Source organism: Vibrio sp. J2-3(2022) (assembly GCF_021725735.1).
Taxonomy (GTDB): domain Bacteria; phylum Pseudomonadota; class Gammaproteobacteria; order Enterobacterales; family Vibrionaceae; genus Vibrio; species Vibrio diabolicus.
In genome coordinates, this window is sequence record NZ_JAKKCK010000001.1 from 126,921 (window position 1) to 146,999 (window position 20,079).

The 20,079-nt window shown below is 47.1% G+C and carries 19 protein-coding genes; 17 read left to right on the forward strand and 2 right to left on the reverse strand.

Features of this window, described 5'->3' with window-relative positions; genetic code table 11:
* Positions 1-2: 2 nt before the first annotated feature.
* The 9 genes from flgE to L3V27_RS00665 are packed head-to-tail and all read left to right on the forward strand — an operon-like array spanning position 3 to position 8,483.
* Complete coding sequence (gene flgE / locus L3V27_RS00625; RefSeq protein WP_046873843.1) at positions 3-1,199, forward strand: flagellar hook protein FlgE; 1,197 nt, start codon at positions 3-5, stop codon at positions 1,197-1,199.
* Positions 1,200-1,211: 12 nt separating this feature from the next.
* On the forward strand, positions 1,212-1,943 hold the full coding sequence (flgF, locus tag L3V27_RS00630) for a flagellar basal-body rod protein FlgF (protein ID WP_006741308.1): 732 nt from the start codon (positions 1,212-1,214) through the stop codon (positions 1,941-1,943).
* Positions 1,944-1,970: 27 nt separating this feature from the next.
* Entirely contained in the window at positions 1,971-2,756 is a 786-nt protein-coding gene (gene flgG, locus L3V27_RS00635; RefSeq protein ID WP_005395297.1) for a flagellar basal-body rod protein FlgG, read from the forward strand.
* A 32-nt stretch (positions 2,757-2,788) separates the two neighbouring features.
* Entirely contained in the window at positions 2,789-3,460 is a 672-nt protein-coding gene (gene flgH, locus L3V27_RS00640) for a flagellar basal body L-ring protein FlgH (RefSeq protein WP_005395295.1), read from the forward strand.
* On the forward strand, positions 3,460-4,581 hold the full coding sequence (locus L3V27_RS00645; RefSeq protein WP_031780462.1) for a flagellar basal body P-ring protein FlgI: 1,122 nt from the start codon (positions 3,460-3,462) through the stop codon (positions 4,579-4,581). Before flgH ends, L3V27_RS00645 begins: the two co-directional genes overlap by 1 nt.
* Before the next feature lie 10 nt (positions 4,582-4,591).
* Positions 4,592-5,140, forward strand: coding sequence for a rod-binding protein (locus L3V27_RS00650; protein ID WP_005395292.1), 549 nt, complete (start codon positions 4,592-4,594; stop codon positions 5,138-5,140).
* On the forward strand, positions 5,141-6,514 hold the full coding sequence (gene flgK, locus L3V27_RS00655) for a flagellar hook-associated protein FlgK (protein ID WP_005395291.1): 1,374 nt from the start codon (positions 5,141-5,143) through the stop codon (positions 6,512-6,514).
* Positions 6,515-6,525: 11 nt separating this feature from the next.
* Positions 6,526-7,425: a flagellar hook-associated protein FlgL gene (gene flgL / locus L3V27_RS00660; RefSeq protein WP_237310718.1), complete on the forward strand. Its 900-nt coding sequence runs from the start codon at positions 6,526-6,528 to the stop codon at positions 7,423-7,425.
* A gap of 17 nt (positions 7,426-7,442) precedes the next feature.
* A complete protein-coding gene (locus L3V27_RS00665) occupies positions 7,443-8,483 on the forward strand; it encodes a hypothetical protein (RefSeq protein WP_012842382.1) in 1,041 nt (346 codons plus the stop codon).
* 88 nt (positions 8,484-8,571) lie between these two features.
* Here L3V27_RS00665 and L3V27_RS00670 read toward each other — a convergent pair whose 3' ends face one another.
* The gene (locus L3V27_RS00670) at positions 8,572-11,226 is read right to left on the reverse strand and encodes a DUF2339 domain-containing protein (RefSeq protein WP_237310719.1); all 2,655 of its coding nucleotides are present in this window, start codon (positions 11,224-11,226) and stop codon (positions 8,572-8,574) included.
* A 424-nt stretch (positions 11,227-11,650) separates the two neighbouring features.
* Here L3V27_RS00670 and L3V27_RS00675 point away from each other — a divergent pair, with 424 nt between their 5' ends.
* The 4 genes from L3V27_RS00675 (at position 11,651) to L3V27_RS00690 (ending at position 15,844) form a co-directional block, all read left to right on the forward strand.
* On the forward strand, positions 11,651-13,450 hold the full coding sequence (locus tag L3V27_RS00675) for a sodium:proton antiporter (protein WP_237311541.1): 1,800 nt from the start codon (positions 11,651-11,653) through the stop codon (positions 13,448-13,450).
* A gap of 239 nt (positions 13,451-13,689) precedes the next feature.
* The gene (gene fni / locus L3V27_RS00680; protein WP_006741316.1) at positions 13,690-14,709 is read left to right on the forward strand and encodes a type 2 isopentenyl-diphosphate Delta-isomerase; all 1,020 of its coding nucleotides are present in this window, start codon (positions 13,690-13,692) and stop codon (positions 14,707-14,709) included.
* 192 nt (positions 14,710-14,901) lie between these two features.
* Positions 14,902-15,165, forward strand: coding sequence for a DUF3012 domain-containing protein (locus tag L3V27_RS00685; protein ID WP_005395285.1), 264 nt, complete (start codon positions 14,902-14,904; stop codon positions 15,163-15,165).
* Between the two features lie 280 nt (positions 15,166-15,445).
* Positions 15,446-15,844, forward strand: a complete 399-nt coding sequence (locus tag L3V27_RS00690; RefSeq protein ID WP_237310720.1) for a GFA family protein — start codon at positions 15,446-15,448, stop codon at positions 15,842-15,844.
* Between the two features lie 96 nt (positions 15,845-15,940).
* Here the strand turns inward: L3V27_RS00690 and L3V27_RS00695 are convergent, their stop codons facing one another.
* Complete coding sequence (locus L3V27_RS00695; RefSeq protein WP_046873837.1) at positions 15,941-16,291, reverse strand: rhodanese-like domain-containing protein; 351 nt, start codon at positions 16,289-16,291, stop codon at positions 15,941-15,943.
* Between the two features lie 269 nt (positions 16,292-16,560).
* Here L3V27_RS00695 and L3V27_RS00700 point away from each other — a divergent pair, with 269 nt between their 5' ends.
* The 4 genes from L3V27_RS00700 to L3V27_RS00715 all read left to right on the forward strand — a co-directional run bounded on the left by L3V27_RS00700 (position 16,561) and on the right by L3V27_RS00715 (position 19,926).
* Complete coding sequence (locus L3V27_RS00700) at positions 16,561-16,851, forward strand: co-chaperone GroES (RefSeq protein WP_005373989.1); 291 nt, start codon at positions 16,561-16,563, stop codon at positions 16,849-16,851.
* A 33-nt stretch (positions 16,852-16,884) separates the two neighbouring features.
* Entirely contained in the window at positions 16,885-18,483 is a 1,599-nt protein-coding gene (gene groL / locus L3V27_RS00705; protein WP_237310721.1) for a chaperonin GroEL, read from the forward strand.
* A gap of 105 nt (positions 18,484-18,588) precedes the next feature.
* Positions 18,589-18,798: a hypothetical protein gene (locus L3V27_RS00710; protein ID WP_005395278.1), complete on the forward strand. Its 210-nt coding sequence runs from the start codon at positions 18,589-18,591 to the stop codon at positions 18,796-18,798.
* Between the two features lie 156 nt (positions 18,799-18,954).
* A complete protein-coding gene (locus tag L3V27_RS00715; protein ID WP_225460856.1) occupies positions 18,955-19,926 on the forward strand; it encodes a leukocidin/hemolysin toxin family protein in 972 nt (323 codons plus the stop codon).
* Positions 19,927-20,079 lie beyond the last annotated feature (153 nt).

A 20,079-nucleotide genomic window follows, 5' to 3' on the forward strand; every position in this document is an offset into this window, starting at 1 on the left:
TTATGAGTTTTAACATCGCACTAAGTGGTCTGGACGCGACCAACACAGAGCTAAACACAATCAGTCACAACATTGCCAACGCATCAACGTATGGTTTTAAAGGTGGCCGCACAGAATTCTCCGCAGTATACAACGGCATGCAACCTGGTGGTGTAGAAGTCGCGTCAATTTCACAGAACTTCGACAAAGACGGCAGTATCTCAGGAACTGGCCGTGCGATGGACTTGGCGATCAACGGTGGTGGCTTCTTTGTCACTAAAGACAACATGGGTCAAACGCTATACACGCGTTCAGGTGTATTCGCGACAGATAAAGATAACTTTGTTACCGCTAACAGTGGCGCAAAACTGCAAGGTTACAGTGTGGATAGCAACAACAACCTGATGACAGGCTCTGTGGGCAATATCCAAGTATCTACGTCATCACTGAATGCAAAAGCGACAGACGGTCTTGATTTTGTTGCAAACTTTGATGCAAGTGCGTCTGCCATTGATAAAACGGTAACGCCGTTTAATCCGGACGATCCAAACTCATTCAATTCGTCTTACACCACAAAAGTCTATGACTCGCTGGGTAACTCGCACACGGTAACCCAGTACTTCACTAAGACCGCTTCTAACTCTTGGGAAGTGAATGTTCAAGTGGATGGTGGCGCAACACCAGTGACAACGGTACCAGTAACGTTTGACAAAGACGGTTCGCTTTCTTCACCGACGGCTCCGTTTAATGTTTCATTCCCTGCGGCAGGCGCAAACGCGATGAGTGTCGACATTAACTTGAAAGGCAGCACGCAGTTTGGTGCTAAATTCGGCGTAAGTACTAACAGCCCGAACGGTTACACATCCGGTGAGCTTGCAGGTGTACGCGTTGAAGGTAATGGCATGGTTTACGCGACCTACACTAACGGCCAATCACAGCTGCAAGGTCAAGTTGTACTTGCAGACTTCGCCAACACACAAGGTTTAGCAAAAGTGAGTGGTACGGCGTGGACTCAAAGCTTTAGCTCTGGTGCGCCAATCATGGGTGTCCCTGGTTCAGGTACGTTGGGTGATTTAACCCCAGGTGCGCTAGAAGGTTCTAACGTTGACCTAACCAGTGAGCTTGTGGCGCTTATGACCGCACAGCGTAACTACCAAGCAAACGCGAAAACCATCTCTACCAGCGACAAGCTAACTCAAGCTTTGTTTAACGCGGTGTAATGGGAGTTTTGCATGGATAGCTTGTTATTTACTGCAACGTCAGGTGCGAGTCGAGTTCTTAAGGCTCAGCACGTGCGTTCAAACAACTTATCAAACGCTGATACTGCTGGCTTTCGAGCGGATATGGAGCGCGTGCGCAGTGTAGAAATGCAAGGCCCAGGTTTTGATGGTCGCACTATGGTTGTGACCAACTCTGCCTCAACGCGCTTTGATTCTGGCGACATTATGAAAACGGGACGCCCGTTGGATGTCGCCATCATGGGTGAGGGTTATCTTGCTGTTGAAACCCCTGCGGGTAACGAAGCGTACACGCGAGCGGGCAATATCCAAGTCGACACTTTTGGAGCCATGACCATCAACGGTTTTCCTGTTCTTGGTGAAAATGGGCCTTTGGTTGTGCCTGATTATCAAAAGATTGAAATCAGCGAGCGTGGTCAAGTATCCGTGATTCCGCCAGGTGGTGGCGCAGAAATCGTCGCGGGAACGTTGAAGTTGGTTAAACCAGAAATGAACCAACTTCAAAAAGAGAGTGACAGCCTACTGCACAGTGTAGATGGCGTGCCATTCGCTGCCGATGAAACCGTGCAACTTTCTCCTGAGCACATCGAGGGCAGTAACGTATCTGCCATTGATGAGTTGATTAGCGTGATGTCGTTAACGCGTAACTTCGAGATGCAAGTTCGCATGATGAAAACGGCCGAGACGTTGGCACAAGCTGGTAATAAATTAATGGCGGCGAGATAAGTCTCGCCCCGCAAGGAGTAATAAAAAATGCATTCAGCATTATGGGTAAGTAAAACAGGCATGGCAGCGCAGGACACGAAGATGACTGCCATTTCTAACAACCTAGCGAACGTAAATACAGTTGGCTTTAAGCGTGACCGAGTTGTATTCGAAGACCTTTTCTACAGCATTCAGCGTCAACCTGGTGCTCAAGTAGACCAAGTTAACGAGTTGCCAAGTGGTATTCAGCTAGGTAGCGGTGTTCGCGTAGTTGGCACGCAAAAAGTGTTTACGCAAGGTAACACTCAAAATACAACACAAGAGTTGGACCTTGCCGTTATGGGACAGGGTTTCTTTCAAATCGAAAACTCGGATGGACAGATCATGTACACACGTAATGGTCAGTTCCATGTCAACTCTGAAGGCTTGATGGTTAACAGCCAAGGCTTGCCGTTAGAGCCACAAATTCAGATCCCAGATAATGCCTCTTCATTCTCTGTTGGTGTTGATGGCACGGTAACAACAACGACGGCGGACGATCCAACGCCACAGCAGCTTGGTCAAATCACACTCGCAAAATTCATTAACCCAGCAGGCTTAGAGGCCGTGGGTGGTAACTTGTTCCGTGAAACGGAAGCCAGCGGCCCGGCAGATGAACTGATTGCTGGTGAAGATGGCGCAGGCCTCATCAAGCAAGGTGCATTGGAAGGTTCAAACGTACAAGTAGTGGAAGAGATGGTCGACATGATCACGACTCAACGTGCGTATGAGATGAATGCGAAAGTGGTCTCTGCTGCAGATGACATGCTGAAGTTTGTTTCGCAATCAATGTAAGTATGAAATTGGTGATGATGAAGGAAAAAGCAATGAAATGGCTTTCTAAGAGTTGGGCAGTAGCCGCCGTGTTGCTGGTGGGATGTGCCGGCCGTCAGGAATTTATTCCGCCTGAGCCAAATGCCGAGGAATACGCACCACCAACGCTCGATTACACGTTGCCGGAAACCCAGTCTGGTAGCCTTTATCGTCACCAATACACGATGACCCTGTTTCAGGATCGTCGTGCTTACCGAGTTGGCGATGTGTTAACGGTTCAACTATCAGAAGAAACCTCATCGAGCAAAAAAGCGGGTACGAAGTTTGGCAAAAGCTCAGCGGTTAACTTCGCGGCGCCGACCATAGGAACGAAAACGTTCGATGAGTTAGGGGTTAGTGTCGATGGCAGCCGCAACTTTGATGGCAGCGCTTCAAGCTCACAGGGTAACAAGCTGCAAGGTGCTATAACCGTAACGGTACACGAGGTGTTACCTAATGGTGTATTGCGTATCAGTGGCGAAAAATGGCTTCGCCTTAACCAGGGAGATGAGTTTATTCGTCTCACTGGCATTGTTCGTGTGGATGATATTAATCGCAGCAACCAAGTTTCTTCTCAACGAATTGCTGATGCACGAATTACCTACGCAGGTCGCGGAGCTCTGGCTGACAGCAACGCAGCCGGATGGCTAACTCAATTCTTCAACAGCCCATGGGTACCTTTCTAATGAAGACAATGCAATCTTTCTTTACGTCTTTCCTATTGGTGTTGACCTTGGGATTACCAACCACTTCACATGCTGAAGTGGAAATTCCGATCATGGACTTGGTCGATGTACGCGGCATTCGAGAAAACCAATTGGTTGGTTATGGTTTGGTGGTTGGCTTAGCTGGCCAGGGTGACCGAAACCAAGTGAAATTTACTTCTCAATCTATCACCAACATGCTCCGTCAGTTTGGGGTTCAAATTGATGACAGTATGAACCCTAAGCTACGAAATGTGGCTTCTGTGAGCGTGACAGCAACCGTTGATCCAATGGCGGGCCCCGGACAAACTTTGGACGTGGTCGTGTCTTCAATTGGTGACGCGAAAAGCCTCCGTGGCGGTACGCTATTGTTGACGCCTTTACGCGGTATTGATGGTGAAGTGTATGCCATTGCACAAGGAAACGTCGTGGTGGGCGGTTTGTCTGCAGAAGGGCGAAGCGGCTCCAAAGTCGAAGTTAATACGCCAACGGCAGGTCGCGTCCCGAATGGTGCGACGTTAGAGAGAGAAATCAAAACTGATTTCAACCAGCGTGATGAAGTCACCTTAAACCTGCGTAAACCAAGCTTCACGACGGCAAAAAATATCGCGCGTGAAATTAACAATACTTTTGGGCCTAACGTTGCTGTTGCGATCAATAAAGCGCGCATTGATATGCGTGCACCAAAAGATACCCAACAGCGCGTAGTGATGATGTCGATGCTTGAAGAAATGAGCGTCGTGGAAGGCCGCAAGCCGGCTCGAATTGTCTTTAACTCTCGCACGGGAACGGTCGTGATCGGTAAGAGTGTCAAAGTGAGTGAGGCGGCAGTGAGCCACGGCAACTTAACCGTGCGAATTTCTGAATCACAACAAGTCAGTCAGCCAAATGCGTTTGCAAATGGCGATACGAAAGTCGTTAACCAAACGGATCTTGATGTGAACGAAGATTTAGCTCAAATGGTGATTTGGCCTCCAGGCACGGAGCTCAACACTATTGTGACTGCGGTAAACAGCTTAGGTGCTACACCTACTGACTTAATGTCTATCCTGCAAGCACTGAGCGAAGCGGGTGCATTGAACGCTGAATTGGTCGTGATTTAAGGAGTTAAGGATGAAACTAGACAGTACCAATGAACAAACTCAACTGAATTCGATGCTGTATCACGACAACAGCGCACTTGCCAACATCAAGCAGAGTCGAGATCAGGAAGGCGCGCTTGAAGTAGTGGCGGGTCAATTTGAGGCGATGTTTTTACAAATGGTGCTGCGTCAAATGCGCAGCAGCAGCGATGTTCTAGCGGATAAAGACAGCCCGTTTGCAAGCCAGCAGCAAGGTGTTTTCCGCGATATGTACGATGGGCAACTGGCAATGGAACTGGCAAAAAAGCAGAGCTCTGGCATTGCCAATATGCTCATCCAGCAACTTAGCCCCTCTATGCGCGAAGTCGCCTTTGACGCTGCGCGTAACATCTCATCTGCAAACGATGGTAAAGGTGCGAATTCTGAATCTATCTCACAGCTTGATGCTAACGAGATTGAGGGGAACTCAAGCTTATTTAATACCGCCTCTCAAGCCGTCGCCTCTGTAAAACAGGTGCTCGGTGAGGCCGGTATGACTACCGCGTTTTCTCAGCCGTTGATCAGGAAAATGGAGCTGTAAATGAACCTAGTTAATATTGCCCTTTCAGGTTTAGGCGCGAACCGCGTGGCCTTAGACGTAACGGCACAAAACGTGGCGAACGTGAATACTGTGGGCTACAGTCGTCAACAAGCGTTGATGGCATCAGTCGATGACGGAAAAGCTAACCGCTTAAGCCCTGGTTTAGGGGTAGAGGTCACCAGCATTCGCCGTGTTACAGACCAATTTCTGATTAAGCAAACGTGGTCAACTAACAGTATGGCGGCGTACGCTTCTGGTTACACCAGCAACATGAGCCAATTGGAAAATACGCTAGGGGCCGATGGCTTCAGTATTTCTGCTGGTTTGGACTCTCTAAACGCTGCGCTTAACGATGCCACGGTTAAGCCTGAGTCGATCCCTTACCGTCAACAAATCATCAACGAATCTGAAGCGTTGGCACGCCGCTTTAATACGCTGACCGAGTCTTTGCACAATCAACATAAAGATATGAGCGATCAGCGTAATGCGGCACTCAACCACGCGAATAGCCTCATGGAAAACATCGCGAAGGTAAACAAGCAACTGGTTGAAATGCAAGGAACAGGTGGCAACCCATCGCAACTTATGGATGAACGAGATAAATTGATCGGCGAGTTATCTCAAACCATCGAAATCAGAACAACAGAACAGCCTGACGGCAGTGTTCAGGTAACGTTGACCTCTGGTCAGCCACTTGTGATGGGCACGGACCATGGCAAACTCGCAGCCGTTCCAGATCCTAGTGACCCTTACGTAGCAGACTTACACGTAACATTCTCAAGCCAAAGTTTTGCGATTGGTGACTCTCTTGGTGGCAAATTAGGTGCGATTAACGATTATCAAACCGATGTATTAAAACCAAACCAATTGGCTTTGAATGACATGGCGAAAGCATTAGCGGATGAATACAACGCTGTGCTCGCTACTGGACAAGATTTAAATGGTAACCCAGGTAAACCATTGTTCAGCTACGACCCTGCCAACCCAGCGGCAAGTTTGGATATCACTGAGTTGACTCCAGGTGAGCTTGCGTTTTCAAGTGATGGTACGCCAGGTAATGCGGATGTATTGCAGTCGTTGATTAATTTAAGCAACAAGCCTGTTTCTGTGACTGGCTATGGCTCAGTGAGTTTGAATGACGCATTCAGTTCTATGGTGGGTCAAACCGCGATTAAAGCACGCCAAGCAGACGCCGATTACCAAGCTAAGTTAGCCATGAACAAGCAAGCACATGCGGCTCGTGACAATGTGAGTGCCGTTAACAGTGATGAAGAAGCGGCTAACTTAATGACGTTTGCTAATGCACACAATGCCAACATGAAAGTGATCAGCACAGCGAATCAGCTGTTCGATTCTGTATTGCAGTTATTCTAAAGGAAACCCAGATGCGAATCAGTGACAATCAATTTAGCCAAATGATGCTGCAAAGCCTGCAAGGTAACAATGCAGGTCTGGGGCACGTGCTACAACAAATGACGACAGGTGAGCGTCTAACCAAACTATCGGACGATCCAATGGCATCGATTAAGCTGCTTAATTTGGATCGTGAAAACAGCGCCATCGCCCAATATCAAAACAATATCGCAAACGTCAAAACCACGCTTTCGAGTCAAGAAACACATTTAGACTCAGTGAAAGAGAGCCTAATGAGCATGCGTGATATTGCATTATGGGGCGCGAATGGCTCACTGACTGATCAAGACCGTACCGGTATGATCACGGAGCTAAAGAGCTATCGTGATTCAATTGAGTCGTCTTTCAATGCTCAGGATGAAGAAGGGCACTACCTATTTTCAGGCACCAAAACTGACACCCCTGCTATAAACAGTACAAGCGGTAGTTATGTCATCGAGGGCAACAGCGATAAACGTGTCGTGACGATTGCGAAAGGTGTAACGATGGATTCCAACATGACGGCAAAGGACATTTTGGACCTTGGTGGCGGCAAAAACGTACTGGATCAAATGAATAATCTAATTACAGAATTTGAGAACCCGAGTCCGAATTTCCAAGCTGAAGTGGACGCAAGCCTGAGTGCCATTGATGATACGTTGGCAAGCGTACTTGGCACGATGACGGAGATTGGTGGTCGACACAATAACCTAGATTTGGTTGGCGGTGCTCATGGTGAGAATAAACTGTTCGTCGATAAAGTATCAGGTGACCTCTCAGCTCTGGATTACGGTGAAGCATCGGTACGCTTGAGCAATTACATGGCGGCTTTGCAAGCAACGCAAGCGAGCTATGTAAAGATCAATGATCTATCGTTGTTTGACCGTCTATAAGGTTAGGAAGTTCTTTTATGGTAATGAGTACAGTAGAGGTTAGACCCCATAGCATACGCTTGGGTGGGCAAGAACAAGCCTCTATCATGCCGACCCGTTCTGCAGACTCAAGTACTGCAATTAAACCGCGCCCGGCGCAAGTTCAGGCTGACACTGCGTCAGCCTACTCTGTCTCTGGGATTCAACTGACCCAAGGTCAGCAGCAAGCGACGGCAGTGCAGATCGCATCGAAATCGTTGCAGGTGATTGGCAAAGAGCTGACTCAAATTAAACGTGGTTTGACGCAAGCGGTGAATCAAGGCGTGCAAAATGTACCTGGCTTGCAGGATACATTGGTTCGTTCTAAAGCCACCATTCAGAACGTTGTGGAGCATGCTCGTTTCGACGGCCAGAAAGTGCTCAACAACGAACTGCATTTAAAGCTAGATAAAGCAGACATTCGTCGCTTTTCTATTCCTGGCTTGAACGTGCATCGCTTAAGTGACAAGGCTGAGCAAATTCGTTTGGATTTCCCTCAGGGTCAAGCGGTAATGATTCAGTTCGATGGACAAGCCGATGGTGCTCGAACTGTCAAAATGCTTGACCGAAGCTTGATTGCTTTAGGGATGCGTGCCTCATTAGCTGACGATGGCAGCATTTTATTTGAAGCCAGAGACAACGCTTATCAGCAAATGCAGCAGAAAGTGATGGTCACGGGCGAAGGGCACCGTTTTCCTGCGGGCCAGCCGAACGTTCTAAATCTAAAGTCAGAGCCAGATGGTATTGCAGAACTTGGGTTTGATTTGGCGTCACGCGATGGTATGAAACAGACGATTGCCAAAGTGAACCAGCACCTAAGACAAGTGCAAACGAGCTTGCAGGAAGCGAAAGCATTTCATGGAGAGTTGAATACTCAAATGCGCTCAATTCAAAATAAAACCGCGCAGCTTTCTGTGGATGATGTGAATGCAAAACTGGATGGTTTTGTGCAGAAGTCTGGTGAGTTTACCTCGACTTTTCAAGCGTTGAATGCACAAGCAAACGTGCGTCGTCATACGGTTGTTGCGTTGCTAAAATAACGAACACTCCAATGATTCCCGGCTTTGCATCGCTATCGCCCCCCAATAACGAGAACGGTGCATTGTCGGGAATCTCTCTTTAATTCGTTTATGGTTCGAGTGCTTTTGCCACCGAGCGATTCAATTTCTGGAATAACCACCCAAGCGCGATTAAAGATGCTCCTAAACCTAAGAAGCTGATTGCTCTCCAGACCCCATCCAGAGAACTAACATCCCATAAGAATACTTTGAGTGCGACAAAAGCTAAAACCACTAGACCCACGCGCTGCATCATCAACCCTCTGTGTGTCACACCGCGCCAAGTAAGCAATCCACCCACGAGCAAACCTGCTACTGAATAACTGAACAGTTCTGCCATGCTGGTCGGTTGGTACAACATCATGGATGTGGTTTGCCAGAATTGACGGATAGACATACCTAACCAAATAGCAGCAAGTGCAAAGCCTAGACTAGCAACCGCAAATCGATGAACCTGTAACGTATTCCAGCCTCTAAAGGTTGCGATAAGTAGGATGCAAGCTGGCAGCAACCAGCCGACGCTTAGCATATTAATGACGGGAAGAGCTTGGGCTGAGACGTTGTCAGTCACCAATGGCGACTCTGCCGTATTAAGCAAAATTATCAGCAATGCGAAGGCACACCAAAGCAGGTAGCTGTAGGCTTCATAGATGCGGCTTAAGCGTTGTGCAAATTGGCTACGGTAGCTGTACACCAAACCCATAACCAACGCTTGGTTAGCAAAAACGATGGCGCTTGTGAAATCAAGGTGTCCCAAATAGCCGTACTGCCCAGTTAACCAGTAGTTGGTTTGGGTGAATAGCGCCATTAAGAATACATGCAAAAATGCGCCTTCAAACCAGTTGGTCAGTTCGAGGTCCACTTGCTTTAGCGTGGCTCGAGCATAGAGCAGGATGATGAGAGACGGTAGGTAACTCACAATAACCCAAGCCCAATGTCCTGCTTCTACGGGTTGCCATTCAGGGATGAAGGGTAAAAGTGTGAGGCGGATGACCAGTATCCCCATCGCCACTTTAATCGCCCAACTTGCGGGGCGAAATAACCCTGATTGCGTCTGTAGCGCCATTACCGCAACTTGTATCGAGATTGCTGTCGTCAACCAGGTATCGCTTAACCAAACAAAGGCGACGCCTACGATTAAAGCGTGCATGACGGCAGAACATTCCAATGCTAGCGAATGTAAGCGCTGACCAAGTACAACGTAATAAACGGTCACCAATGCGCAGAATGCAGTCCAGTGCCACAGGTAGCCTTGCATAAATTCGTCGACATAAAACAGCGTAATCAAACTCATTGCTGGAGCCAGTACTAACAGAAGTGCGCCACTGAGTTGCGATCGGTCACTGAGTGACTGGCAATAAGTTCGACAGCAGATCAGTGCAATACTGGTGGCCAATGCGAGTAAGATACTGGCACCATGTTCTGGCATATACAAAGCGTCAAACGCGACAGTGAGGACAACAAGTGCGGTCGCAGAGACCAATATGGAAGGCAAAAATACGCGCAATGACCAACCTGTGCGAACCGCTGGGAGCCATACTGTCGCAACGAGTAGCGCATAACAGTACACCATGTGCAGTGTGTCCAATTCTGGCATTCTAGTGACAGCCGAAAAGGTCAATAACGCAATCGCGAGAGAGGTAGCGGTCGGCGGATTTGTCCACTTATTCTGGCAGTGATGAGAACGAGGATTGAGTGTCCAACCCAGTCTTGGAACGGCGAAAATAAGATAGAGCGTAATGGAGAGATAAATAGCCAGCCAAGAAAAAAGCGTCTCAAGCGGCATGCTTTCAATGAGCAACAGCATCCAAACAACATGTGGAAGCGCGATGCTTGGAGAAATCCATGCACTACGTACTTTTTGCATTAGCAATGTTGCCGCGACCGAGATCGCGCTGATATACCCAGCCAGTAAGAAGTAATTAGGCTCGCTTCCACCAATCCATAACGGTGCGGTGTATCCACCAATCAGACCAAGCACCGCCATCAACGGCCCTTGCTGTAAAGATAGAGCCAAGCTGCAAAATGCGGCAGCGGCTAAGATGATAAGCGAGACACTAGGCGTCAGCATTTGATAAACAACAAACGCAAAGATAACCGTGCAGTAAATGCCAGTTAGCCCGGTTCCGGTAACGGCGGCAGGCACATAAGTAAAGCCTTGGGCTCGTGTTGCTCGTTGAGGATTTTGTTGTTCTTTGCGGTGGAACCATTCGCCAACAAGCACCATAAGTAACGAGAGTACAAACGCAAAGGACACACGCATAAATGGCGAAAATTCAATGTGACTACCAATAACCTGTACGAGATACCCCCCACCAATTAGCATTGCCAGCGCGCCCACCCAAACCAACCAGTTTTCTTGAATGTTGCTAAGCAGGCTCTGAACTTTACTTGGCAATATAGACTCTTGTTCTTGACTAAAAACGTCCAGTTGAACTTCGCTTGCCTGGTATTGAGCTTGATGTGTTGTGTTTGGATAAGATGCTCGGTCGGTAATCGGGTCATGCTCCTTAGAGGATGAGGAATTTGCCTCTTTTGCTACCTCTTCAACGCTGGATTGTTGACGCGTTGGTTGGTTCGAGTCCTTATTTAGACTGACTCGCAGTGATGTTACCTCTTCACGAAGTTTGGTTAGCTCTTTTTCTAAAAGTGCTGCTCGGTTGGCGGCTTTCACTCCGATGAGGATGGCGAGCAATGCCATGAATAGTGCTAGTATTACGTACAATCCATTTCTCCTTGCGTACGTCGCGTGACACACGATTCTTAACTTTGAGCACGTACGCTAAAGCTTAGTCCAAGCGCTTTGCCTTAGCTTCATATAGTGCTAGGTTCCGCGCTTTCTTTAAGAATCATTCTACATAATGAAACTCAATGCGTAATGATGAATTCGACGAAGCGACATATTTGTGTGTCACTTTAAGACCTGATGAACAGAAATGAGTCGTTAAGTCATTGGGGTTCAACTATATTCATAATTCTGATGCGATACCCAAGTGACCTCAAAAATGTGCATTTCAGAGGCATGCTGTCGAAGAGTCGAAGGTAAGCCGTTTAGTCTGCATGCTAAGTCATGCTTATTGAACCGCACGCCCGAGGTTATTTGGGTATAGCGCATTCACGTGAAAAAAGACAAAACAGGTAAATTATTAATGCAAGTGGGTAATGAAGCGCTGGTTCTATCAGCGGTTGGGGTCATTGGTTTAGGTTGTCAGTGGTTGGCATGGCGATTGCGCTTACCAGCGATTTTATTTTTGCTGCTAGCTGGGTTGATTGTCGGGACATTTATGCAGTGGTTAAATCCAGATGAGATTTTAGGGAATTTGCTCTTTCCGTTGGTTTCATTGGCGGTTGCGGTGATTCTTTTCGAAGGCAGCTTGACCCTAAACTTTAAAGAAATTCGCGGTGTGAGTGGCTCAGTCTGGAGTATCGTTTCCATCGGGGCCATCATTTCGTGGGCAGCAACCAGTATTGCGACGCACTATTTCCTCGGTTTTACTTGGGAGCTCGCCATGTTGTTCGGCAGCTTAACCGTGGTAACAGGTCCGACGGTGATCGTGCCACTTCTTCGGACGGTAAGACCCAACAGTACGCTTGCCAATATTTTGCGTTGGGAGGGGATCTTGATTGATCCACTCGGTGCGCTTTTTGTTGTGATGGTTTATGAGTTCATCGTATCGCACAGCGCGATAAATAGCGTCGAAGTGTTCGGGACGCTCATTGCCGTGGGCGTCATTCTTGGTGCGGCCTCTGGCGCAGCAGTCGCAACGATTATGCGCCGTGCGTGGCTACCGGAATACTTGCAGCCATTTGCGGTTTTGATGATTGTGCTTGGCGTATTTTCCGTCTCCAACCATATCGAGTCTGAAGCCGGATTACTCACGGTTACTGTAATGGGTATGTGGCTTGCCAACGCAAAGGGCATCAATATTCAACAAATTCTGCACTTTAAAGAGCACTTGACCATATTGCTGATCACCGGCCTATTTATTTTCCTTGCTGCACGCATCAGCTTGGATGATTTTGCTGCGCTGGGTAGTGGCGCGTTATTGCTGTTTGTATTTATGCAGTTGGTGTCGCGTCCGTTGTCGATTTTCCTCTCAACCATCCGCAGTAACTTGAGACTTAAAGATAAACTGTTCCTGTCTTGGGTTGCACCGCGCGGTATTGTCGCTGCCTCTATTTCGTCTCTTTTCGCTATCAAATTGACCGAATACGGTATTGATGAAGCGATTTTACTGGTTCCTATGACCTTTATGGTGATCATCGGAACGGTTGTTTTACAAAGTGCAACGGCACGTCCTGTCGCATTGATGTTGGGCGTCGCGGAGCCAGCGCCACGCGGCTTCTTGTTGATTGGTGCTAACCGAGTAGCCAGAGAAATTGGTCAAGCGTTGGCACGCTATGACCGCCGCATATTGATGACCGATTCTAACTGGGAGTACATCAGTCAAGTTCGTATGTTGGGGCTGGATTACTACTACGGGAATCCGATTTCTAGTCACGCAGATGACAATTTGAACCTGATAGGGGTGGGACAAGTCGTTGCATTAACGCCTGATCAGCATTTCAACATTATGGCTTGCATGCAATTTGTCGACGAGTTTGGTGAAGATAAAGTTCACTGCTTGCAAAAAGTGAAAACCAACGGCAATGGTAGCGAGAAGCACTCCGTGGCTCAGGAGTACCACGGTAAATTGCTGATGGGCGGTAACGTAAGCTATACGCAGCTGGCCAGTTTATTGAGCCGCGGTGCAGAGATAAAACACACGAAATTGAGCGACAACTTTACGTATCAAGACTACTTAGCGCACCACAAAGGGAACTCGGTAGTGCCGTTGTTCCACGTTGAAGAAAAAGGAAAAATTCAATTCTGTGATGACCCTGAGCAGTTTGCTCCAACCACCACAAGTACCGTTGTGTCTCTGATTCTGTCAGAAAGCGCAAAGTAAATTAGAGAAGTATGCGGCTCATTTTTATCGTGGTGTCTCGCACGCTGATTACTTCAACTTGGAGAAACACTCGCCTGCTTGTTTAAAACAGAAGGCGAGTTTCTCTTTCTATAATGTCAGAGTAAGTCGTGATTCATTACTGGTTTCGGAAAAGTAATCTCGTGAATTCAGAAAATTCGCATTGACGTTACTGATAAGGATCGCAATACTGCGCGACTGTTTTACTTTAGGGTGACATTATGGCTCCGCAAACTAACCGAAAAGATTTACATCTAGACGCTGTTTTACATCATGACATGAGCATGAAGCATAAAACGGCGGGCTTTGAGTCTGTCGAGTTTGAACACTGCGCGCTGCCAGAATGTGACTTTCAGGCGATCGACCTGTCGACAGAGTTTCTTGGCCACCGATTGGCGCTGCCGTTTTTGATTAGCTCAATGACAGGTGGAGCAAAAGACGCAGAAGTGATCAATTGTCGTTTGGCTGAAGCTGCCAGTGAATTAGGCATTGCGATGGGCGTGGGTTCGCAGCGTATTAGCTTAGAAGAGCGCCAACACGCAGGTCTAGGCAAAACCATTCGTGATTTAGCCAAAGATGTGCCGCTTTATTCCAACCTTGGAGCCGCTCAATTGCGCGACAAAGGTAAACTTGATAATGCGCAGCGTGCGGTTGAATCCATTCAAGCGGATGCGTTGTTTGTACACGTAAACCCAATGCAGGAAGCGTTTCAGAAAAATGGCGACCATAATTGGATTGGGGTCTTACACGCTATCGAGCAGCTTAAATCTCGCGTGAATGTTCCGATCATTATCAAAGAAGTCGGTTTTGGTATAAGTGGTCACGTTGCGCAGCGATTGGTTGACGCCGGTGTGGATGCCATTGACGTAGCGGGCGCGGGTGGCACAAGTTGGAGCGCGGTTGAAGGCTATTGCCAAGATAACCCGAAAATGCAGCGTGCAGCCGAACTTTTCCGCGATTGGGGCATCCCAACGGCAAAATGTTTGACTCAAATACGAGCACAGCATCCTACATTACCTTTGATCGCCTCAGGTGGTGTGCATAACGGACTTGAAGCGGCGAAAGCCATACATTTGGGCGCCAATCTCGTTGGGCAAGCGGGCGCAGTCTTGAAAGCGGCTACCATAAGCACTCAAGCGGTAGTCGAGCACTTTGAGCAAATGGCGTTAGAGTTACGTTTATCATGTTTTGGCACGGGGTCTTCTAAGATCAGCGCATTAACGCAAGCGCGCTGCCTATAGGTGTTTATGGTGTCATTTACGCAGCTTGGCTCAATAATTTTTCGGTGTCTTAACACGTAGACTGATAATTTCGTTATAGTTGATACAAAAGTCACTTCAACAAGTGACTGCTTAGTTCAGACAGTTGAATGGGCATTTGTTGAAGCGATTGAGTTTTATTTTAATATTGTTTGCAACTGGAACCTTAAATTTATGAAAAAACTAGTCATGCTGATGTTGGCGGCTTCTGCTTTAACCGCTTGTAGTGATGAAGTGGGCACTGAAGGCTGGTGTAACGACATGCGCGATAAGCCAAAAACAGAATGGACAGCAGACAACGCAGTAGACTTTGCGAAGCACTGTGTTCTTCAAGATGGTGTGGGCAGCGAGCAATGGTGTGAGAACTTGAAAGATAAGCCAAAAGGTGACTGGAGTGCAAACGAAGCTACCAGCTTTACTAAGCACTGCATTTTCTAAGCACTACACTTTCTCAACACGGCGTCTCTCATTAAGAGTGATGACTGTGTTAGACAAAATATTAAGAAAACACCAAGCGTCTTGCTTGGTGTTTTTGTATCGACAATAGCTTGGGCTCTCACGTGCTGAGCACACCTATCTTTCCTCTGAGTAGAGTGTTTTACATTTTCGTTTCATTTTTGAAAACCTGTATTACCTGCCTTTAATTTTCCGCATTGCAGTGGCATGGTGTCGGTGTATTCGTCTAATTCAATTAGATTCATAACAAAAAGGGACTCAAATGGAAGTACTCAAAGGCTCATGTCTGTGTGGTAAGGTGAAATTGGAAGTGGCAGATGAATTCAAGTACATGGGAAATTGCCATTGCTCGGAATGTCGAAAATTTACTGGCTCTGACTATTCATCTGCGGGCGGTATTGCTCTAGATAAGTTGCTCATTACTAAAGGAAAAGAGGATATTCAGACTTATCAGAAAAGCGAAAATACCATGCTATGTTTTTGTCGCCATTGCGGGTCGAGCCTGTATTCGAAAAAGAACAATGGGATTGTCAATATTCGCCTAGGTGTCTTGGATGATGCTCCATCCCACAAGCCAAATTTCCATATTTTTGTCGCGTCCAAAGCGCCGTGGCTTGAGATATCGGATAACCTGATTCAGTTTGAGGCCGGGCCCAAATAGAGTAGTAGCGGAAGAGAATTATTTAGTAACAGAGGGCGTTGCAATAAGTCTGCAACGCCCTCTGCACTTTTATTTTTGAAATTAGAACAGAGATGATTATTTTGCGTCTTGCAGTTCTTCTAAGCCACCTGCATTGTGCAGATTCGTGAACCCTTGCGATTGCAAATATTGATACGCTTTACCAGAGCGGTTACCACTGCGGCAGTACAATACGATCGCTTGATCTTTATCGACGTCTTGGAAATGTTTATCAAGCTCAGATAGAGGGAAATTGACCGCATTGTCTACATGCCCCTCAGAGAACTCTTGCGGCGTGCGTACATCGACAATCATTGCGCCTTTCTCAATCAGTTGCCACCCTTGCTCAGCACGCTCAGAAGCCGCAACGCTGAAAGAAAGCAAGCCAACGCACAATGTTGCAAGAAACAGAGATACGACCTTTTTCATTGTTTGATTATCCTTTTTAAGAGTATGTAACCACTCTAGATTTGATTGAACACATTTTCCATCATAAAGAGGTTTTAAGTGGTCGTGAATGTCAAAATTTTCGATAGAAGATTTTATTCAATTCAATAAAAAATTTTTATGAAATCCACCTCTTGAACTCCAATTTTTCGACCTTATTATTCTCATCGAAAGCGAGCGGTCGACTCGCAAATCCATCTTGATGTTTATTCTGTCTTTTATTTTTGGTTCCAAGTAGGAGGCACTTAAAAATGAAAATTCGTCCTTTAAATGACAAGCTAATTGTTGAAAGACAAGAGGTGGAAAATAAATCTGAAGGGGGAATCGTTTTAACTTCTCAGTCGGTGAAAAAATCAAACCGCGGGAAAGTCATTGCTGTTGGTTTAGGTAAACGCCTTGAAAATGGCGAACGCGCTGCGATGGAAGTCAAAGTGGGCGACCAAATCATTTTCAATGACGGTTACGGCGTGAAAACCGAGAAAATTGACGGCGCAGAATACTTGATTCTGTCCGAATCTGATGTGTTAGCAATCGTTGAGTAATTATTTTTGTAGTAGTTTTTTGAGGAGATAATTATGGCTGCAAAAGACGTATTATTTGCTAATGACGCACGTCAAAAAATGCTGAAAGGTGTGAACTTACTGGCGGACGCAGTAAAAGTGACACTAGGCCCTAAAGGCCGCAACGTTGTGCTTGATAAATCTTACGGCGCGCCAACCATTACCAAAGATGGTGTGTCTGTAGCGAAAGAAATCGAACTGAAAGACAAGTTCGAAAACATGGGCGCGCAAATGGTGAAACAAGTGGCGTCCAAAGCGAATGATGAAGCGGGTGACGGTACAACGACGGCTACTGTACTGGCGCAATCTTTCATCAACGAAGGTCTTAAAGCGGTAGCTTCTGGCATGAACCCAATGGACCTAAAACGTGGTATCGACAAAGCCACTGAAGCGGCGGTTGAGAAACTACGTGAAATGTCTAAGCCATGCAGCGACAAAGAATCCATTACCCAAGTGGGTAGCATTTCTGCAAACAGCGATCGCGCGATCGGTGAAATCATTGCAGAAGCGATGGAAAAAGTGGGTCGCAATGGCGTGATTACGGTAGAAGAAGGCCAAGGTCTAGACAACGAATTGTCTGTGGTTGAAGGTATGCAATTCGACCGCGGTTACTTGTCGCCATACTTCATCACTAACCAAGAAAATGGCAGCGTAGAGCTAGACAACCCTTACATCCTATTGGTGGACAAAAAAGTCAGCAGCATCCGCGAGCTATTGCCAGTGCTAGAAGAAGTGGCGAAATCTTCTCGCTCGCTATTGATTATTGCTGAAGACATCGAAGGTGAAGCGCTAGCGACATTGGTTGTGAACAACATGCGCGGCATCGTGCGTGCGACGGCGGTGAAAGCACCTGGTTTTGGTGACAACCGTAAAGCGATGATGGAAGACATTGCGGTACTAACCGCAGGTACGGTCATCTCTGAAGAAATCGGTCTAGAACTCGAAAAAGCAACGCTAGAGCAACTAGGTAGCGCGAAGAAAGTGACCATCACCAAAGACACAACAACTATTGTGGGTGGCGCAGCAGAAGCAAGCGCGATTGCTGATCGTGTGGCTTCGATTGAAAAACAAATCGAAACAACCACTTCTCAATACGACAAAGACAAGCTTCAACAACGTGTTGCGAAGCTTTCTGGCGGCGTAGCGGTGATCAAGATCGGCGCTGCAACTGAAGTTGAGATGAAAGAGAAGAAAGACCGCGTGGACGATGCGCTACACGCTACTCGCGCAGCGGTTGAAGAAGGTATTGTCGCTGGTGGTGGTGTTGCCCTAACTAAGATCGCGAAAGAATTGGCGGATCTAAAAGGCGACAACGATGACCAAAACATGGGTATCCGAGTTGCGCTACGTGCGATGGAAGAGCCTCTTCGTCAAATCGCAACCAACGCAGGTGACGAAGCTTCAGTCGTAGCGAATGCTGTCAAAGCGGGTGATGCCGATTACGGTTACAACGCTGCAACAGGTGAATACGGCAGCATGATCGAAATGGGTATCTTGGACCCTGCGAAAGTAACACGTTCAGCGCTTCAATTCGCGGCGTCTGTTGCTGGCTTGATGATCACGACTGAAGCGATGATCACCAACCACGTTGAAGACAAAGAACTTGATATCTAACGTTACCAATCGTTAGTGATTAAGTCAGCGTTAAAACAACAATAACATTGCAAAACCTAAGCGGGCTCGCTTGAGCCCGCGAATCAGTCATTTGAGGTAAGTGTTATGACCCGTTTGCCTGCGTTTTCTTTCTCAATATCTGAGCCGAGCGGTAATGAAGCTTCGTCAACGTGGCCGACGGCTATTCACTTCCCCCTCGTTCCAGCTGGGCCAGAGTTTTCGATCGAAAATGCTCTGCCTAAACGTCCGACAGTGACGATATTCACTATCGATCTGTCTCAGTTATTTAAAGGGGACGCACGGGTCATTCATTAACTGCATCGAAACAGCCAGCGTAAGTTGGCTGTTTTTTTTTTCATTTCTGGGTGTAGGTCAAAATATTGATAATGTGAATCGTTTTCGTTTGATTGTTGCTACTTATTCAATGTGTTAGCTTAAATTGGGACTGTTCCCAAGTAAGGTGATAAAATAATGAATAAGAAAATACTGCTTCCCTTAATGTTAGGGATTTCCGCTACTGCCGCTGCTTCTGATAACAAGGTTGTAGAAAGTGTCTTGATTGATGACATCGCGCTAGAAGGTTACGTGAAAAAAAGCTATGAGGTCGTGATGCAAAGCGAGCCTGAGCTTTTCCCGTATGCGTTTCGTGGTAGCCGTGTGCAAATGAAGTTACTGGTTGAGTTATTCCATAATTCAAAGAACGACAAAAAAGCGGCTCGCGTGATCACTCTAGGGAATGGTTATGTACCAGGTAATCCGGGTGTAAAACACACTTACGATGCTGCGATTGTGGACCGTTTTACTCAAAACTACCCAGTCGCGTTCGACTACAGTATCTATCAAGCTGGCGGCACGCCGGTATTTAGTGAGGATTACTCACCGCAAAACGAAGCCAATGATGTTTCCGTATCGACAACCACGGTTGCTCCGTCTATCGGCTTAACCGCGACTGCAACACCGGGCTCGACACCAAGTTTTTCTGGCTCGTTGACGACCGACCTGGGTGTGGCTTATACGTCTCGCTACTCAAGTAAGGATTACGTCACCGCAGCCAAACCAAAGGCTTCCATGGAACGCGGTATGGGCGTTAAGTGGACCACCTCTCTTAGCCAAATTTACACCAACGACTACCAGTACTACGGTAAATGGGCGGGCGTTTACCACTACACAGGTTGTTCAAACGAGAACCTATTACCAGAAGAGAACTTGCCGCGTTTGATCTACGGTTTCAAACCGAAATTTCAGTACGTGTTCACACCAGAATTTGAGCGCGGAGAAGAGCCAAAAACGGAGATGATTGCACGAGCGGGCATGAAAGAAGTTGAAGAAGGTTTCTCTCGCAATGCGTGTAACTGGTACGATCAAGGCACAACGAGCCATTACACTGAGGCGCAAATTCGCTTCACGATTGATTGGGATACGCTAACCGTTATCACTCAATAAACGTTTCACTTATCAGACCGAAGGTTTGTGGATTGTAATGCGGCTCCAGTAGCCGCATTTTTGTGTTCAAACTCTGACCGCAAGCGCATTAAGTCTTTAAGCCCAGCATCGCGCCGAAAATGACCAAACCCGCCTCACATGCTTGGGCGGATT

Bases quoted from the DNA above. Each gene is read 5' to 3' on its own strand.
- L3V27_RS00695 (WP_046873837.1), bottom strand. From the start codon at position 16,291: ATGAAAAAGGTCGTATCTCTGTTTCTTGCAACATTGTGCGTTGGCTTG.
- flgH (WP_005395295.1), top strand. From the start codon at position 2,789: ATGAAATGGCTTTCTAAGAGTTGGGCAGTAGCCGCCGTGTTGCTGGTG.
- flgF (WP_006741308.1), top strand. From the start codon at position 1,212: ATGGATAGCTTGTTATTTACTGCAACGTCAGGTGCGAGTCGAGTTCTT.
- flgK (WP_005395291.1), top strand. From the start codon at position 5,141: ATGAACCTAGTTAATATTGCCCTTTCAGGTTTAGGCGCGAACCGCGTG.
- flgG (WP_005395297.1), top strand. From the start codon at position 1,971: ATGCATTCAGCATTATGGGTAAGTAAAACAGGCATGGCAGCGCAGGAC.
- groL (WP_237310721.1), top strand. From the start codon at position 16,885: ATGGCTGCAAAAGACGTATTATTTGCTAATGACGCACGTCAAAAAATG.
- L3V27_RS00710 (WP_005395278.1), top strand. From the start codon at position 18,589: ATGACCCGTTTGCCTGCGTTTTCTTTCTCAATATCTGAGCCGAGCGGT.
- fni (WP_006741316.1), top strand. From the start codon at position 13,690: ATGGCTCCGCAAACTAACCGAAAAGATTTACATCTAGACGCTGTTTTA.
- L3V27_RS00700 (WP_005373989.1), top strand. From the start codon at position 16,561: ATGAAAATTCGTCCTTTAAATGACAAGCTAATTGTTGAAAGACAAGAG.
- L3V27_RS00675 (WP_237311541.1), top strand. From the start codon at position 11,651: ATGCAAGTGGGTAATGAAGCGCTGGTTCTATCAGCGGTTGGGGTCATT.
- L3V27_RS00690 (WP_237310720.1), top strand. From the start codon at position 15,446: ATGGAAGTACTCAAAGGCTCATGTCTGTGTGGTAAGGTGAAATTGGAA.
- L3V27_RS00650 (WP_005395292.1), top strand. From the start codon at position 4,592: ATGAAACTAGACAGTACCAATGAACAAACTCAACTGAATTCGATGCTG.
- flgL (WP_237310718.1), top strand. From the start codon at position 6,526: ATGCGAATCAGTGACAATCAATTTAGCCAAATGATGCTGCAAAGCCTG.
- L3V27_RS00645 (WP_031780462.1), top strand. From the start codon at position 3,460: ATGAAGACAATGCAATCTTTCTTTACGTCTTTCCTATTGGTGTTGACC.
- L3V27_RS00665 (WP_012842382.1), top strand. From the start codon at position 7,443: ATGGTAATGAGTACAGTAGAGGTTAGACCCCATAGCATACGCTTGGGT.
- flgE (WP_046873843.1), top strand. From the start codon at position 3: ATGAGTTTTAACATCGCACTAAGTGGTCTGGACGCGACCAACACAGAG.
- L3V27_RS00685 (WP_005395285.1), top strand. From the start codon at position 14,902: ATGAAAAAACTAGTCATGCTGATGTTGGCGGCTTCTGCTTTAACCGCT.
- L3V27_RS00715 (WP_225460856.1), top strand. From the start codon at position 18,955: ATGAATAAGAAAATACTGCTTCCCTTAATGTTAGGGATTTCCGCTACT.